Origin of the sequence: Nocardia sp. NPDC087230 (genome assembly GCF_044744725.1) — a bacterium.
GTDB classification, from domain to species: Bacteria; Actinomycetota; Actinomycetes; order Mycobacteriales; family Mycobacteriaceae; genus Nocardia; species Nocardia canadensis.
The window spans coordinates 1,223,212-1,236,691 of sequence record NZ_JBIUYV010000001.1 but is presented as its reverse complement, the minus strand read 5'-3'; the positions used below and the strand labels follow the sequence as shown (position 1 = coordinate 1,236,691).

At 68.0% G+C, this 13,480-nt stretch carries 18 protein-coding genes; 11 read left to right on the top strand and 7 right to left on the bottom strand.

Annotated features, from left to right (window positions below; genetic code table 11):
* Positions 1-360: 360 nt before the first annotated feature.
* From ACIO52_RS05925 to ACIO52_RS05915, 3 genes are all read left to right on the top strand, one after another.
* Positions 361-1,137, top strand: coding sequence for a hypothetical protein (locus ACIO52_RS05925; protein WP_402641991.1), 777 nt, complete (start codon positions 361-363; stop codon positions 1,135-1,137).
* 220 nt (positions 1,138-1,357) lie between these two features.
* Positions 1,358-1,843, top strand: a complete 486-nt coding sequence (locus ACIO52_RS05920; protein WP_402641988.1) for a GNAT family N-acetyltransferase — start codon at positions 1,358-1,360, stop codon at positions 1,841-1,843.
* A gap of 3 nt (positions 1,844-1,846) precedes the next feature.
* On the top strand, positions 1,847-2,524 hold the full coding sequence (locus ACIO52_RS05915; RefSeq protein WP_218718676.1) for an endonuclease V: 678 nt from the start codon (positions 1,847-1,849) through the stop codon (positions 2,522-2,524).
* Here ACIO52_RS05915 and ACIO52_RS05910 read toward each other — a convergent pair whose 3' ends face one another.
* Positions 2,525-2,944 carry a hypothetical protein gene (locus tag ACIO52_RS05910; RefSeq protein ID WP_218718692.1) on the bottom strand — a complete coding sequence of 140 codons (420 nt, stop codon included), beginning with the start codon at positions 2,942-2,944 and terminating at the stop codon, positions 2,525-2,527.
* A gap of 129 nt (positions 2,945-3,073) precedes the next feature.
* Between ACIO52_RS05910 and ACIO52_RS05905 the strand changes: the two genes are divergently transcribed.
* Entirely contained in the window at positions 3,074-4,018 is a 945-nt protein-coding gene (locus ACIO52_RS05905; protein WP_218718675.1) for a diacylglycerol kinase family protein, read from the top strand.
* A gap of 252 nt (positions 4,019-4,270) precedes the next feature.
* Positions 4,271-4,525 (top strand): WhiB family transcriptional regulator, encoded by a 255-nt coding sequence (locus tag ACIO52_RS05900; RefSeq protein ID WP_022567051.1) that lies wholly within the window; start codon positions 4,271-4,273, stop codon positions 4,523-4,525.
* 112 nt (positions 4,526-4,637) lie between these two features.
* Here the strand turns inward: ACIO52_RS05900 and ACIO52_RS05895 are convergent, their stop codons facing one another.
* Complete coding sequence (locus ACIO52_RS05895) at positions 4,638-6,152, bottom strand: sensor histidine kinase (protein WP_218718674.1); 1,515 nt, start codon at positions 6,150-6,152, stop codon at positions 4,638-4,640.
* A gap of 31 nt (positions 6,153-6,183) precedes the next feature.
* Positions 6,184-6,399, bottom strand: coding sequence for a biotin/lipoyl-binding carrier protein (locus ACIO52_RS05890; RefSeq protein ID WP_189026708.1), 216 nt, complete (start codon positions 6,397-6,399; stop codon positions 6,184-6,186).
* A 146-nt stretch (positions 6,400-6,545) separates the two neighbouring features.
* Between ACIO52_RS05890 and ACIO52_RS05885 the strand changes: the two genes are divergently transcribed.
* Entirely contained in the window at positions 6,546-6,620 is a 75-nt protein-coding gene (locus ACIO52_RS05885; RefSeq protein WP_110293457.1) for a 50S ribosomal protein bL37, read from the top strand.
* A 67-nt stretch (positions 6,621-6,687) separates the two neighbouring features.
* Here ACIO52_RS05885 and rsrA read toward each other — a convergent pair whose 3' ends face one another.
* The gene (gene rsrA, locus ACIO52_RS05880) at positions 6,688-6,951 is read right to left on the bottom strand and encodes a mycothiol system anti-sigma-R factor (protein WP_218718691.1); all 264 of its coding nucleotides are present in this window, start codon (positions 6,949-6,951) and stop codon (positions 6,688-6,690) included.
* An 11-nt stretch (positions 6,952-6,962) separates the two neighbouring features.
* Complete coding sequence (locus ACIO52_RS05875; protein WP_218718690.1) at positions 6,963-7,598, bottom strand: sigma-70 family RNA polymerase sigma factor; 636 nt, start codon at positions 7,596-7,598, stop codon at positions 6,963-6,965.
* A 240-nt stretch (positions 7,599-7,838) separates the two neighbouring features.
* On the opposite strand from ACIO52_RS05875, the gene ybaK reads away from it, so the two are divergent.
* A complete protein-coding gene (ybaK, locus tag ACIO52_RS05870) occupies positions 7,839-8,330 on the top strand; it encodes a Cys-tRNA(Pro) deacylase (protein WP_316575875.1) in 492 nt (163 codons plus the stop codon).
* 98 nt (positions 8,331-8,428) lie between these two features.
* Positions 8,429-8,740, top strand: a complete 312-nt coding sequence (locus ACIO52_RS05865; protein ID WP_218718672.1) for a hypothetical protein — start codon at positions 8,429-8,431, stop codon at positions 8,738-8,740.
* Between the two features lie 60 nt (positions 8,741-8,800).
* Here the strand turns inward: ACIO52_RS05865 and ACIO52_RS05860 are convergent, their stop codons facing one another.
* Positions 8,801-9,583: an SOS response-associated peptidase gene (locus ACIO52_RS05860; RefSeq protein WP_402641982.1), complete on the bottom strand. Its 783-nt coding sequence runs from the start codon at positions 9,581-9,583 to the stop codon at positions 8,801-8,803.
* 84 nt (positions 9,584-9,667) lie between these two features.
* On the opposite strand from ACIO52_RS05860, the gene aroA reads away from it, so the two are divergent.
* Both aroA and rsgA read left to right on the top strand, forming a co-directional pair.
* Entirely contained in the window at positions 9,668-10,978 is a 1,311-nt protein-coding gene (aroA, locus tag ACIO52_RS05855) for a 3-phosphoshikimate 1-carboxyvinyltransferase (protein WP_402641979.1), read from the top strand.
* Positions 10,979-11,094: 116 nt separating this feature from the next.
* Positions 11,095-11,976: a ribosome small subunit-dependent GTPase A gene (rsgA, locus tag ACIO52_RS05850; RefSeq protein ID WP_218718669.1), complete on the top strand. Its 882-nt coding sequence runs from the start codon at positions 11,095-11,097 to the stop codon at positions 11,974-11,976.
* A gap of 28 nt (positions 11,977-12,004) precedes the next feature.
* On the opposite strand, the gene ACIO52_RS05845 is transcribed toward rsgA, so the two are convergent.
* Positions 12,005-12,874: an Ig-like domain-containing protein gene (locus ACIO52_RS05845; RefSeq protein ID WP_218718668.1), complete on the bottom strand. Its 870-nt coding sequence runs from the start codon at positions 12,872-12,874 to the stop codon at positions 12,005-12,007.
* 196 nt (positions 12,875-13,070) lie between these two features.
* On the opposite strand from ACIO52_RS05845, the gene ACIO52_RS05840 reads away from it, so the two are divergent.
* On the top strand, positions 13,071-13,388 hold the full coding sequence (locus ACIO52_RS05840; protein ID WP_218718667.1) for a hypothetical protein: 318 nt from the start codon (positions 13,071-13,073) through the stop codon (positions 13,386-13,388).
* Positions 13,389-13,480: the final 92 nt, after the last annotated feature.

The window sequence follows — 13,480 nt, the reverse complement described above, 5'->3', positions numbered from 1 at the left end:
ACGACAGTCGACACGGTCGCACAGGAGATCGACAAGATCGACGTTCGGACAACAGGCGACCAAATCGGTGCCGCGATACCGGGATGTTCACTTTTTTCGCCAATGCACCCCAGCGGCCCTTTCGCTGCCCGAATCATGGATTAAAGAGGGGCGACTGGTGGACTACCAGGAGATAGTCGGAGAGCCTGGAAGCGTTGCCGCAGTCAACTCGACCGTAGAATTCAGTACCGCAGCACGCGCCTGGCTCGAAGGATCCGGCGTCAATCACAGCGAGTTCCTCGGCGCAGAATCTCAACGGAGAATTTACCTAGACGACTACAGCAGCAGCGCAGACGATTACAAGAAGCGGGTACTCGCCGGATGACATACAGCAGCCGGAATCTGCGAAAGGCCTCGCTCGCCGCGACCGTTGCGCTGTTGACCACGACCCTCGCCTGCGGTGCCGATGATCTGACGGAGCCTCTGGCGCCTGCCTTCAATATTTCTTTCCGCTGGAGCGCAGATCCTGGAATAGACCTGGAATCCGATGGAGTCAAATCAATTCGAGCCGCCATAGAGAGCAATACAGTCGCCGAGTTTCTCAGCCTCGATTATGTCTATTCCGGATACGATGAGGCGAGCGAATTGCGGAATCTTACGAACGCCGCAGCATATCTCGAACACCCAGCCGTCGAAGGTATCGGTACCGCCTACCTGCACATTATCGCCAACGGTGAGCCTTCGGAAAGCCAGCGCTACCACGTCTGCAAGGACATGACCGGGACGGCGCGCAAGATCGGTACCTCCTACCCATATCCGAACCCGGACAAGGTGGATGAGACCTTTGGCGCCATCACGGTCAGCGTGTCGACAGACCCGATTCCATTGAGAGAGCTGAGTCCCCGACTAGAGCCAACTCTAACCACATCGAGCCCGCTTCTCGTGTCTGAGCTACCTGGCCGCAAAGCACGCCCCGACGAGACCCCTTTCGTGTTTTCGACCAACATGACATACAACCCCAGAAAGGTGACATTGGACCCCAGCCCCTGTGGGTCATGGTTCGAGACACGATGGGGAACCCGTGAGGTACCGACTCCAGCCCGCCCCGTAGACCAAGCGCCTGTTGTCGAGGCGTTCTATCCAGGGTGGGACCAGTGAGCGACCTTCGATTACCACTGGCTAATGCGGGAAACCGGAAAAGACACCATGTCCATGCCCCTCGGAGTCGATACGGTCGCACCAGAGCGGCGACAGTGAATCCTGCCTCGATAGCAGCCGAGTCGAGGTCGACCCAGATCCAGGGCCACGACATGACGACGGCCTCATTCATCGCGATACGCTGACCACTCGTACCGAACGAGTGAGGGAGCGAATCGCGATGAGCGCGATAGTCCGGCGGGCCAGGCCCGAGGATGTGCCTGTGCTGGTGGAGCTGGTGCACGAGCTGGCCGAGTACGAGAAGGCGCCCGCGGAGTGCACGCTCACCGTCGAGCAACTGGACGCGGCGCTGTTCGGGGCGGCGCCCGCGCTGTTCGCTCATGTGGCCGAGCACGACGGGGTCGTGGTGGGGTGCGCGATCTGGTTCCTGAACTACTCCACCTGGGACGGGGTGCACGGCATCTACCTGGAGGATCTGTACGTGCAGCCGGCGGCCCGCGGCACGGGGCTCGGTCGCGCGCTGGTCGCGGCGCTGGCGGCCGAGGCGGTCGCGCACGGCTACAGCCGGGTGTCGTGGTCGGTGCTCACCTGGAACACGCCGTCGATCGCGTTCTACGAATCCCTCGGCGCCGCACCGCAGGACGAGTGGATCGGCTACCGGCTCGCGGGCGACGAATTGTCGGCGCTGGCCGCGACCGCGGGCTGATCCGTGCGGATCGACGCGCCGCGCGAGTGGCCGCGCACGCCCGCCGAGGCGATCGCGCTCCAGGACGAACTGCGCCCGCTCGTGCGCGCGGAGAATCCGGCGCCGCCGCAATTCTCGACGGCGGCGGGAATTGATTCGGCCTACGCCGCGGACGGCACCGTCGCGACGGCGGCGGTAATTCTCGATATCGCCACCCTGGAGCCGGTGGAATCGGCAGTGGCACACGGAATTTCGACCTTTCCCTATGTGCCGGGACTGCTCGCTTTCCGGGAACTCCCGGCCACCGTCGCGGCGTTGGAAAAGCTCACCGGCACACCGGATCTGCTCGTCTGCGATGCCCAGGGCCGCGCGCATCCGCGCCGCTTCGGACTGGCCTGCCACGTCGGGTTGCTGGCCGGAATTCCGACCATCGGTGTCGCCAAATCGGTCTGGGGCGATTACGCCGAGCCCGGTCCGCGCCGCGGCGACGCCACCGACGTCACCATCGACGGCGAGGTGGTGGGGCGCGCGCTGCGCACCCGCGACGAGGTGAAGCCGCTGTTCGTCTCGGTCGGCCACCTCATCGACCTCGACACCGCCTGCGCGCAGGTGCTCGCCCTCACCCGGGGCTTCCGGCAACCCGAGACCACCCGCCGCGCCGACCACCTGTGCCGGGCGGCGCTGCGCGCGGCGACAGCCTGACTACGCGCCCTTGTGCTCGGTATCGGGCAGCTCGCCGTAGTCCTGGGCCATGAACCGGCTCGACGCCGGCGCGAACAGCGCCGCGAGCCCGCCGAGCGCGATGATCGCCAGCAGGCTGCCCCACAGCGGCTGGTGCGAGTCGGTCAACAGCGACCACGCCACCGGCAGCAACAGCACCTGGGCGATGACCGCGATCGCGCGGCCCCAGCGCTTGCCGCGCAGCAGGGCGATACCGGCGGCGAGCACGCCGCCGAAGAGCACTCCGAACCACATCGCGGTGCCGATGCCGCTGGCCACCGACTGGTCGTGGCCGGTCAGCGCGCGCACCACCAGCACGACCGCGGTCCCGACACCGGCCAGGCCCTCCAGCGTCACCAGCGCGCCCGCGACCCGGATCGAGCTCGGGATGCCGGTCGGCACCGGTTCGTCGTCGCGCTGTTCGCCACCGTCTGTCACGTCGTGCTCCGCCACGTGCCCCAGCCTACGACGAGCTGTCGTGGCAGCCCGGCGCGCGCCGGGTGTTCACGGTCTCCCATTACGCTCGACATCGTGCGGACGCTGCTCATCGTCAACCCGAATGCCACCTCGACCACCCCGGCGACCCGGGATCTGCTCGCCCATGCCCTGGAGAGCCGGACGCAGCTGACCGTTGCGCACACCCAGCATCGCGGCCACGCGGCCGAACTCGCCCAGTGGGCATCCACGCAAGAGATGGACCTGATCGTCGTCCACGGTGGCGATGGGACGGTCAACGAGACCATCAACGGCTTCCTGCCGGTGCCCCAGGTGGGCGACGATCAGGTCTGGCGACCGCGGCTCGGCATCATCCCCGGCGGCTCGGCCAACGTCTTCGCCCGCGCCCTCGGCATCTCCCCCGATCCGGTCACAGCAACCAACCAGCTCATCGATCTGCTCGCCCGCGACGCCGACCGCCGGATCGGGCTCGGGCTGGCCGACGATCGGTGGTTCACGTTCAGCGCCGGCGTAGGTCTGGACGCCGATGTGTGCGAGGCGATCGACGTCGCCAGGGCGAAGGGCCGCAAGGCCACGCCCGCGCGCTATCTGCGGACCACCGTGCGCCAGTTCTTCCGCGCTCGGCGCGAGGATCCGCGCGTCACCGTCGAGGTCCCGGGACACGATCCGATCGATGAGGTGTATTACGCCTTCGTCACGAATTCGAGTCCGTGGACCTATCTCGAGGACCGTCCGATTCGCACGAATCCGGGGACGACCTTCGAATCCGGACTGGGCGTGTTCGCGGTTCGTTCGATGAGCGTGACCCGCACCCTGCTGCTTGCCAGGCAGTTGCTGGCCGAGAATGGAAACCCCAAGTCGGACAGCCTTTTCCGGGTGGACGATGTGCCGTCGGTGCACATCGAGACGCCCGACGAGATCGGCCTGCAAATCGATGGCGACTTCATCGGAAAACGCAAGATGGTGCATTTCACATCGGTGCCCGGCATCCTCGATGTGGTGGCTCCCAAGCCGTCCTGAACTCCGGACACGCGGAAAAATCTCCCGGTTGCGCTGCGAAAACCAGGAGACGCGAGTACAAAGGACCGGGCGGGTTCCCCCTGCGGGGCCCTGAGAGCGTGATCTCCCCCACGGTGCGCCGGACACCTATTGACATCTACGGTGTTCGTGAAAGCATTCACAAGCAACCGTGCGGAAACATTCGAGTCGCACAAGTGAACGATCCACTAACCAGAGGTGCCCTTTGTGGCGCCCGCGCAAAGGAGCAGAGGAATGGACTGGCGCCACAAGGCCATCTGTCGCGACGAGGACCCCGAGCTGTTCTTCCCGGTGGGTAACAGTGGTCCTGCGCTCGCGCAGATTGCCGATGCCAAGCTGGTCTGCGCCCGCTGCCCCGTCACTGCCGATTGCCTGTCGTGGGCCCTGAAGTCCGGACAGGATGCCGGCGTGTGGGGTGGAATGAGCGAAGACGAGCGTCGCGCGCTCAAGCGGCGCAACGCGCGCACCCGTACGCGTACCTCCGTCTAGTCGACGAAGGAGGCGTTGCCGGGCCATTCAGCCCGGCCCGGTAACGCATGTTGAGAACCCGGCACCTCGCGGTGCCGGGTTTATTGTTGCCCTCCAGCGGTTTTCGGATTTCTCAGCGTCCGGAGCGGCGGCCCAGCGGGACCCGCAACACCGCATCGGTGCCCACATCGGCACCGGGATGCAGACCGATCGAACCGCCGAGTTCGGAGGTCACCAGGGTCCGCACGATCTGCAGGCCGAGGCGGTCGGACCCCTCCAGACTGAACCCCGCGGGCAGCCCACGGCCGTCGTCGCTGATGATCACATCGAGCCAGCGGGCCGACCGTTCCGACCGAATCGTCACGGTACCGTTCTGCCCCGCGTCGAAGGCGTGCTCGATCGCGTTCTGCACCAATTCGGTCAGCACCATGACCAGCGGGGTCGCGCGCTCGGCAGAGAACACCCCGAGCGAGCCCGCCCGGCGGACCTTGATCCGCGCGGTGTGCACCGTGGCCACGTCCGCCATGATCGGCAGCAGCCGGTCGACGACCTCGTCGAGGTCGACCTCTTCGTCCACCGACATCGACAGCATCTCGTGCACCGAGGCGATGCTGGTCACCCGGCGCACCGACTCCGTCAGCGCCACTTGGGCTTCCGGATTCTCGGTGCGGCGCGCCTGCAGCCGCAGCAGCGCGGCCACGGTCTGCAGATTGTTCTTCACCCTGTGGTGGATCTCGCGGATGGTCGCGTCCTTGCTGAGCAGCGCGCGGTCACGCCGCTTCACCTCGGTGACGTCGCGCACGAGCACTGCGGGCCCGGCCAGTTCGCCGCCCGGCCGCAGCACCAGCGTGCGCAGCAACACCGTCGCCCCGCGCGCCTCGACCTCCATCCGGCGGCCGGTGCGCCCGGCCAGCGCGGCCTGGATGTCGGCCACCACTTCCTGCGCGTCGAACGGGTCGGTGATCAGCGAGCGGGTGGTCACCGCGAGATCCTGGCCGACCAGATCGGCCTGCATGCCCATCCGGTGGTAGGCCGAGAGCGCGTTCGGGCTGGCGTAGACGACGATGCCCTCGGTATCGAGCCGGATGAAGCCGTCGCCGGCCCGCGGGCTCGAGTGGGTCGCCGCGCGATCCTCCGGCGTCGGGAAGCTGCCGTCGGCGATCATCTGGCACAGGTCGTCGGCACAGGAGACATAGGCCGTCTCGAGGGTGCTGCGCACCCGGGAACGCGCCAGGTCGGAGTCGCGACTGAGCACCGCGATCACATCGTCACCGCAGCGCACCGGGATGGCCTCACGGACCGCGTGCACCGGGCTCGGGTGATAGACCTCACTGACCTCGACCTCGGTGTCGGTCCGCGCCGTCTCCCCGGTCAGCAGGGCGTCGAAGACCTGCGGGAAGTCGGTGCGCGAGGCCGTGGTGCTCACCTTGTCGTCCAGGTGGACCGTCGGCGCGGTCGTCGGGCGGATCTGGGCGACGCACACGACGTCGGCACCCTCGGCGACGGGCCCGGCGCCGACCCACAGCAGCAGATCCGAGAACGAGAGGTCGGCGAGCAACTGCCAGTCACCCACCACCCGCTGCAGATGGTCCACGGCGGTGCCGGGGAGGTCGGTGTGCTCGGCCAGGAGCTCGCTCAGAGTTGCCACGGTGGATCTACGCTTCGCTTCCTGGTGCGGGTCAGGCGATGGTGGCGATCAGGTCGCCCGCCTGGAGGACCTGTCCGGGCGCCACATCGATCGAGGTGACGTCACCCTCGACCTCGGTGAGCACCGGGATCTCCATCTTCATGGATTCGAGCAGCACCAGGGTCTGGTCGACCCGCACGTGCTCGCCCACCGCGACCTCGACAGCGAGCACGGTCGAGACCATCTCCGCGCGCACTTCTTCAGGCATGGCACCCCGTTCACTAGTCGTTCGGCCACCGCGATGCGCGATGGCCGTATCCGCCGAAGCTACAGCCAATCACACATGAAACAATGGCTCTCGATCAGATCGTGCTCCGCGCTCCGGCGGGGAGGACCCAGAGAAGGGAGCAACCTATGGGTAAGCGTGGACGTAAGAAGCGCAGCCGCAAGGGCAACGCAGCCAACCACGGCAAGCGGCCCAACTCCTGAGCTGCGCTCGGAGTACGGAAAAGGGGCACCCGTCGGGTGCCCCTTTTCTGTGTCCTGACCAGGGCGCTCAGCCCTCGGTGGTCTCGATCCTGGTGACCGTGATCGACCGGTGGATCTCCAGCTTCAGCCGGTCGCGCAGGCCCTCCGGCGCGTGCTCACCCCCGCACTTGCGGCTGAGCAGGCCCTTGATCTTCTCCTCGATGCCGTAGGCCTCGATGCACGGACTGCAATGGTCCATGTGCTCCTGGAGCCGGTCCCGGGTGGCCTGATCGCATTCGCCGTCGAGCATGAGCCACACGTCCGCGAGTACGGCAGTGCAGTCCATCTCCATGTCGGGGTCGCTCACTTCGTTACCTCCTGGCGTTCCCCACGGTCGAATCCACGTTCGCGCGCCACATCGGCGAGCAAACCCTTGAGTTGCTTGCGGCCGCGGTGCAGCCGGGACATCACGGTACCGATCGGGGTACCCATGATGTCGGCGATTTCCTTATACGGGAAGCCCTCGACGTCGGCGTAATACACCGCCATCCGGAACTCCTCCGGCAGCTGCTGCAGCGCGGCCTTGATCTCGTCGTCGGGCAGCGCGTCGAGCGCCTCCACCTCGGCCGAGCGCAGGCCCGTCGAGGAGTGCTCGGCGGTAGCCGCGAGCTGCCAGTCGGTGATCTCGTCGGTCGGGTACTGCGCGGGCTGGCGCTGCTTCTTGCGATAGGAGTTGATGTAGGTGTTGGTCAGGATGCGGTACAGCCAGGCCCGCAGATTCGTGCCCTCCTTGAAGGACTTGAACCCCTGGAACGCCTTCACATACGTCTCCTGCACCAGATCCTCGGCGTCGGCCGGGTTCCTGGTCATGCGCAGGGCGGCGCCGTAGAGCTGGTCCAGCATCGGGAGCGCATCGCGCTCGAACCGCGCAGCCAGCTCGGCTTCGTCGACTTCTGAGCCGGACGCCTCCGCAGGCACCACGTCGTCGTCGCTCGTCACACCAATCCCTTCGATCGCCGTAGTAGCCGAATCTACCGGCACCACGGAATCGAAGGGCAATCGCGCACCCTGCGGCGAGACGGGACGCTCCTCGAGCAGCAGTGTCACTATCTCTCCTTCGCGAGTTCGGCGGCGGGTGGGCTTGTCACTTGGGTGCAACATGCACCCCCGCATCGGTGTTCCCGGACGGACGGAAATGTGGTTGCCGAGCGGGGCACCCGCGTGATTAGGGTGACGCTCATGGCAGCCGCGTCGACTCCCGCGATCAAGATTCTCACCGGTGCGGGCATCGCCCACCGGGTGCACGCCTACGCGCACGATCCGCGGGCGGAGTCCTTCGGTGACGAGGCGGTCGACGCGCTCGGCGCGGAACTGGGTGTCGAGGCCGCGCAGATCTTCAAGACGCTAGTGATCGAGCTGTCCACCGGGGCGCTGGCCGTCGCGGTGCTGCCGGTGCCCGCCAAGCTGTCGCTGAAGGCGGCCGCCGCGGCGCTGGGCGCGCCGAAGGCGAGCATGGCCGACAAGACCAAGGCCGAGCGCACCACCGGCTACGTCCTGGGCGGCGTCTCCCCGCTGGGCCAGCGCAAGAAGCTGCCGACCGTCGTCGACGCCTCGGCCCTGGACTGGGACCGGGTGCTGTGCAGCGCGGGCAAACGGGGCCTGGAGATCGAGCTGGCACCGGCCGATCTGGTCCGCGCGGCGGCGGCCGTCACGGCCCCGATCACGGCCTGAGCAGCGCACAGCCATCCGATCGGGGTCTGGTTCCGAATTCACTGCGACGCAGTCCGCGCCCGGTACGACCGATTCGACCCGAGGATGTGATGCGAGAAATGTCCGCTCGTTCGACGATCGCCACCCTGTCCGGTGCTCTTGTCCTGACCTTCGGCGCTGTCGCCTTCGCCCCGCCCGTCACCGCGATCCCGCCGGTCGCCCCGACCGCGCCGACCGATCCGAGCGACTACCCGCTCAACGGTCCCGGCACCTCCAAGAACTCGCCACAAGCCGCGCCCGAGAAGGACGAAAAGGCCGAGAAGGCGGAGAAACTCGGCGGCGGGGTCGCCAGCGAGCTGATCGATCTGGCCACCGGAATCCTGAAGTGTGGCTTGAACATCGCCACCGACGCGGTGCCGTGCAAGCTCTGAGTAGTCCCTGGACGGGCCGGATCAGCGCGCTGATCCGGCCCGTTCGTTCCGGGTGACCGGCTAGAACAGTCCGGCTTCGCCGGCGACCGGGTCGGCGGGGGCGAGCAACTCCGGTCCGTTGTTGCGCACGCTGTTGACCAGGGTCGACACCGGCCGCGCCACGATCGCCGACACCTCGGCGGGCGAAGCGCCGGCGAGCAGCTCGGCGGGCGCGGGATGGTCGGGGTCGAGCCAGGCGTCCCAGTGCTCGCGCGGCATCGGCAGCGGCATCCGGTCATGGATCTTCGCCAGGTCGCCGATCGCGTCGGTGGTCAGGATCGTGCACGACAGCAGCGGAGCGGCGTCGGGCACCTGCCGATCACGCCACACCGACCACAGGCCGGCCATGTACAGCCGTGACCCGTCCGCGTGCGCCATGTAATACGGCCGCTTGACGGCCTTGCCCTGCGCGGCCGGGTCCGATTCGACCAGCCACTCGTACCAGCCGTCCATCGGCACCAGGCAGCGCTTGTGCTTGGCGGCCTCGCGGAACGACGGCGCGGTGACCGCCTTGTCGGCGCGGGCGTTGAACAGCGGCTTGCCCTTGGCCGGCTTGCCGGGCTCGCCCGCCTTGGTCCAGGACGGGATCAGGCCCCAGCGCATGCGCCGCACCCGCAGCTTCGGGTCGTCCTCGGGGGCGTCGTGCTCGTGGCGTTCGACCACGGTGAGCACCTGGCTGGTCGGGGCCACGTTGTAGCTGACCGTCGATTCCTGCTGGTCCGCGTCGAGGTCGGTCTCGTCGATCGCGTCGAGTTCGGCCGCCAGCCGACCCGGATTCGTGGTCGTCGCATATCGTCCGCACATACGGCCATCGTCTCACCGGAGTCCGACACGCGACGGCGACGCGACCACACCGAATTCCACACCACCCGTGTGTCCGGACCGCACATGCGCGAAGATGGGCGGGTGAGTTTCTGGCCAGCGCCCCATATCGAGGTCCCCGTCCACGCGACTGTGACCCTGCCCGGTTCGAAATCCATCACCAATCGCGCGCTCATCCTGGCCGCACTGGCCGATGGGCCGTCCACCCTCACGGGTGCGCTGCGCAGCCGCGACACCGACCTGATGATCAAGGCACTGCAGAGCCTGGGCACCGAGATCCTCGGTGACGCCGAGACGCTCGAGGTCACCCCGGCGCCGCTGCGCAGCGCCGCCGTCGACTGCGGCCTGGCCGGCACCATCATGCGCTTCCTGCCGCCCGCCGCCGCGCTGGCGACCGGCGACGTGGCCTTCTTCGGCGACGAGCAGGCCAAGTCCCGCCCGCTGACCACCATCCTCGACGCGCTGCGCAAGCTCGGCCTCGATGTCGACGGCGACGCGCTGCCGTTCGTCGTCCACGGCACCGGCAGCCTGCGCGGCGGCGCGGTCACCATCGACGCGTCGGGTTCCTCGCAGTTCGTCTCCGGCCTGCTGCTCTCGGCGGCCCGGTTCGACGAGGGCATCACCGTCCACCACGACGGCAAGCAGCTGCCGTCCATGCCGCACATCGAGATGACGGTGGAGATGCTGCGCCGCGCCGACGTGACCGTGCACACCCCGACCGATTCGCGCAGCGCGCAGACCTGGACCGTGGAGCCGGGCCCGATCCGCGCGGTGGACTGGGAGATCGAGCCCGATCTGTCCAACGCCACCCCGTTCCTGGCCGCGGCCGCGGTCACCGGCGGCGAGGTGAGCGTCCCGATGTGGCCGCGCGGCACCACCCAGCCCGGTGACGTGATCCGCGAGATCCTGGTCCGGATGGGCGCCGAGGCGCGCATCTTCGACGGCGTGCTCACCGTGCGCGGCCCCGGTCGCCTGGCCGGCATCGATATCGACCTGCACGACGTCGGCGAACTCACCCCCACCGTCGCGGCGCTGGCCGCCCTGGCCGACTCGCCCTCGTACCTGCGCGGCATCGCGCACCTGCGCGGCCACGAGACCGACCGGCTCGCGGCCCTGTCGACCGAGATCAACCGGCTCGGCGGCAATGTCACCGAGACCGAGGACGGCCTCGAGATCGTGCCCGCCCCGCTGCACGGCGGGCAGTGGCACTCCTACGCCGATCACCGGATGGCCACCGCGGGCGCGATTCTCGGTCTGCGGGTGCCCGGCGTGGAGATCGAGGACATCGGCACCACGGCCAAGACGCTGCCGACCTTCGTCACCCTGTGGGAGCAGATGCTCGACACCGCGCTATCGGGTGAGGGAGCGGCGCGCTGAGCCGCCAAGGCCGCTCCGCAGCCAGCTACGACGAATCCGATGTCCGGGTCCGCCCGGGCAAGGCCTCGCGTCCGCGCACCAAGACGCGCCCGCGGCACAACGACGCCGAGGCCGCCATGGTGGTCGCGGTGGACCGCGGCCGCTGGGGATGTGTGCTCGACGGTGATGCCGACCGGCGCATCGTCGCCATGCGGGCCAGGGAACTGGGCCGCACGCCGATCGTGGTCGGCGACCAGGTCGACGTCGTCGGCGATCTCACCGGCAAGCCGGACACCCTCGCCCGCATCGTGCGGGTCGCCGAGCGCAGCACGGTGCTGCGGCGCACCGCCGACGACACCGATCCGTTCGAGCGGATCGTCGTGGCCAATGCCGAGCAGTTGTTCATCGTGGTCGCGCTGGCCGATCCGCCGCCGCGCACCGGTTTCGTCGAGCGGGCCATGGTGGCCGCCTACGCCGGTGGGCTGGAACCGATCCTGGTGCTCACCAAGCGCGATCTGGTGGCGGAGTCCGAATTCGCCGCCGCGTTCGAGGGTTTGGACCTGAAGATCCTCTACGCCGGGATCGACGATCCGATGGAGCCGGTACTCGAGCTGCTCGACGACCGGCTCACCGCGCTGATCGGGCACTCCGGGGTCGGTAAGTCGACGATGGTGAATCGCCTTGTGCCCGATGCCTATCGGGCCGTGGGCGAGGTGTCCGGGGTGGGCAAGGGCAAGCACACCTCCACCCAGTCGGTGGCGCTGCCGCTGCCCGAGGGCGGCTGGGTGATCGACACCCCCGGCGTGCGGTCGTTCGGTCTGGCCCACATCACGCCCGACGACGTGATCGCCTCGTTCACCGACCTCGCCGACGCCATCGAGGACTGCCCGCGCGGCTGCACCCACCTGGGTCCGCCCGCGGACCCGGAGTGCGCGCTGGACCAGCTCCCCGGCACGGAACGGCGGGTCGCCGCGATTCGTCAGCTGCTGACCGCGCTGATCTCGAACGAGACCTGGTAGCAACCGATTCCGTGCCGGGGCCGGCGCGTCAGAACCCGAAGGATCCGGTGCCGGTGCCGCCGCCGTCACCCGGGCCGGGATCGGTCGGTACGTCGGCCACGGTGACCACCTTGGTGGTCGACGAGCTGGCCACGCCGCTGCGGCCGGAGAACGTCGCGCCGATGGTGTAGGCACCCGCGGCACCCGGCGTCCACACGATCGTGGCCTTGCCGTTGGCGGCGACCGGGATGTCACCCAGGACGTTGTCGCCCGCCTTGAACTGGACGGTGCCGCCGGCCGCCGCCGGTGACACGGTGGCCTCCAGGGTGACGGCCTTGCCGACCTGCGCGCCGGTTACCTCGGTGAGCACGGTGCTCGACACGGCGTCGCTGGAGACCGTGATGTTCGGGCCCTTGCCCTGGTAGGTGCCGTCGCCGAGCGAGCCGCCGTAGTGCATGGAGGTCGGCAGCGGGGTGTCACGGGCGCAGTTGACGCCCACCTTGTACTGCACCTCGAAGGTCTGCGACTTCGGTTCGATGTTCGGGTACACCGGGTACTTGGTGATACCGAATTCGGCGCGCACCCAGTCCGAGGACGAGGTGTCGAGCTGGACCTGGTCACCGCCCATCTTGGCCGAACCCGGGACCGGGGTCAGGCAGGCCGGGTGCAGGTCCTTGATGTTGTAGATGTATTCCACCGGGATGCCGGTGCGCTCGAACTTCGTCGTCACGGTCACGGTGTCGCCGACGACCGGGTTGGTGTTGGACACCGTCCGGGTGAACTTGCTGTTCCCGTCGTTCCAGGTGATCGTTCCCGGCGCCGCCGATGCCGTCGCGGGCATCGCCGCCACCGCGAAACCGGCCGCCACCGCGAACGCGGCCATCGAACCGGCCACCCGCTGCACTCTTCTGTCCACCATCGTTGTCTCCCACGTACACCGGGCGCCCTCGACGTCGTCGTCGAGGCGACGAATCGCCCGAGCTGGCGAGCAGTAGATCACGCAGTGACACCCACGCGGATCGAATTCCGAAATGAGTCTCATTCAGATTGCGAATTCGACTCACGTTGGTTCGCGTTCCCGGCAACCGGGCCCCGACGCCGGTAGCGTCTCCCCCATGAAGCCACCGGCGATCGGTTATCTGCGCCGCGACATCTCGGGTGTCGCCCAGTCCTGGGACGAAACGCAGATCCGTTCCCTAGCCGAGCGACTCGGCTACCGCTTCACCAAGACCGTCGTGTTCAGCAACCGCACGACCAATCCCCTCGGTCGCCTGCTCGACGTGGTGACCACCACCGAGGCCGCCGCCGTGGTCACCCCCGACCTCACCCACCTGGGCTCCGACCTGCCCCACCGGCTGCTCGCCGCGTGCGACATCATCACCGTCACCCCCGAGGTCACCCACGCCCGCACCATCCCCGCCTTACCGGCCTAGCCACCGGCGGACCATGGACGTTCCTATCGTCTGATCGACGTGGGCGCGGCTGTGAGCTCGCGCGGCCTCCGGCGCGGAACGATGAACCTCGC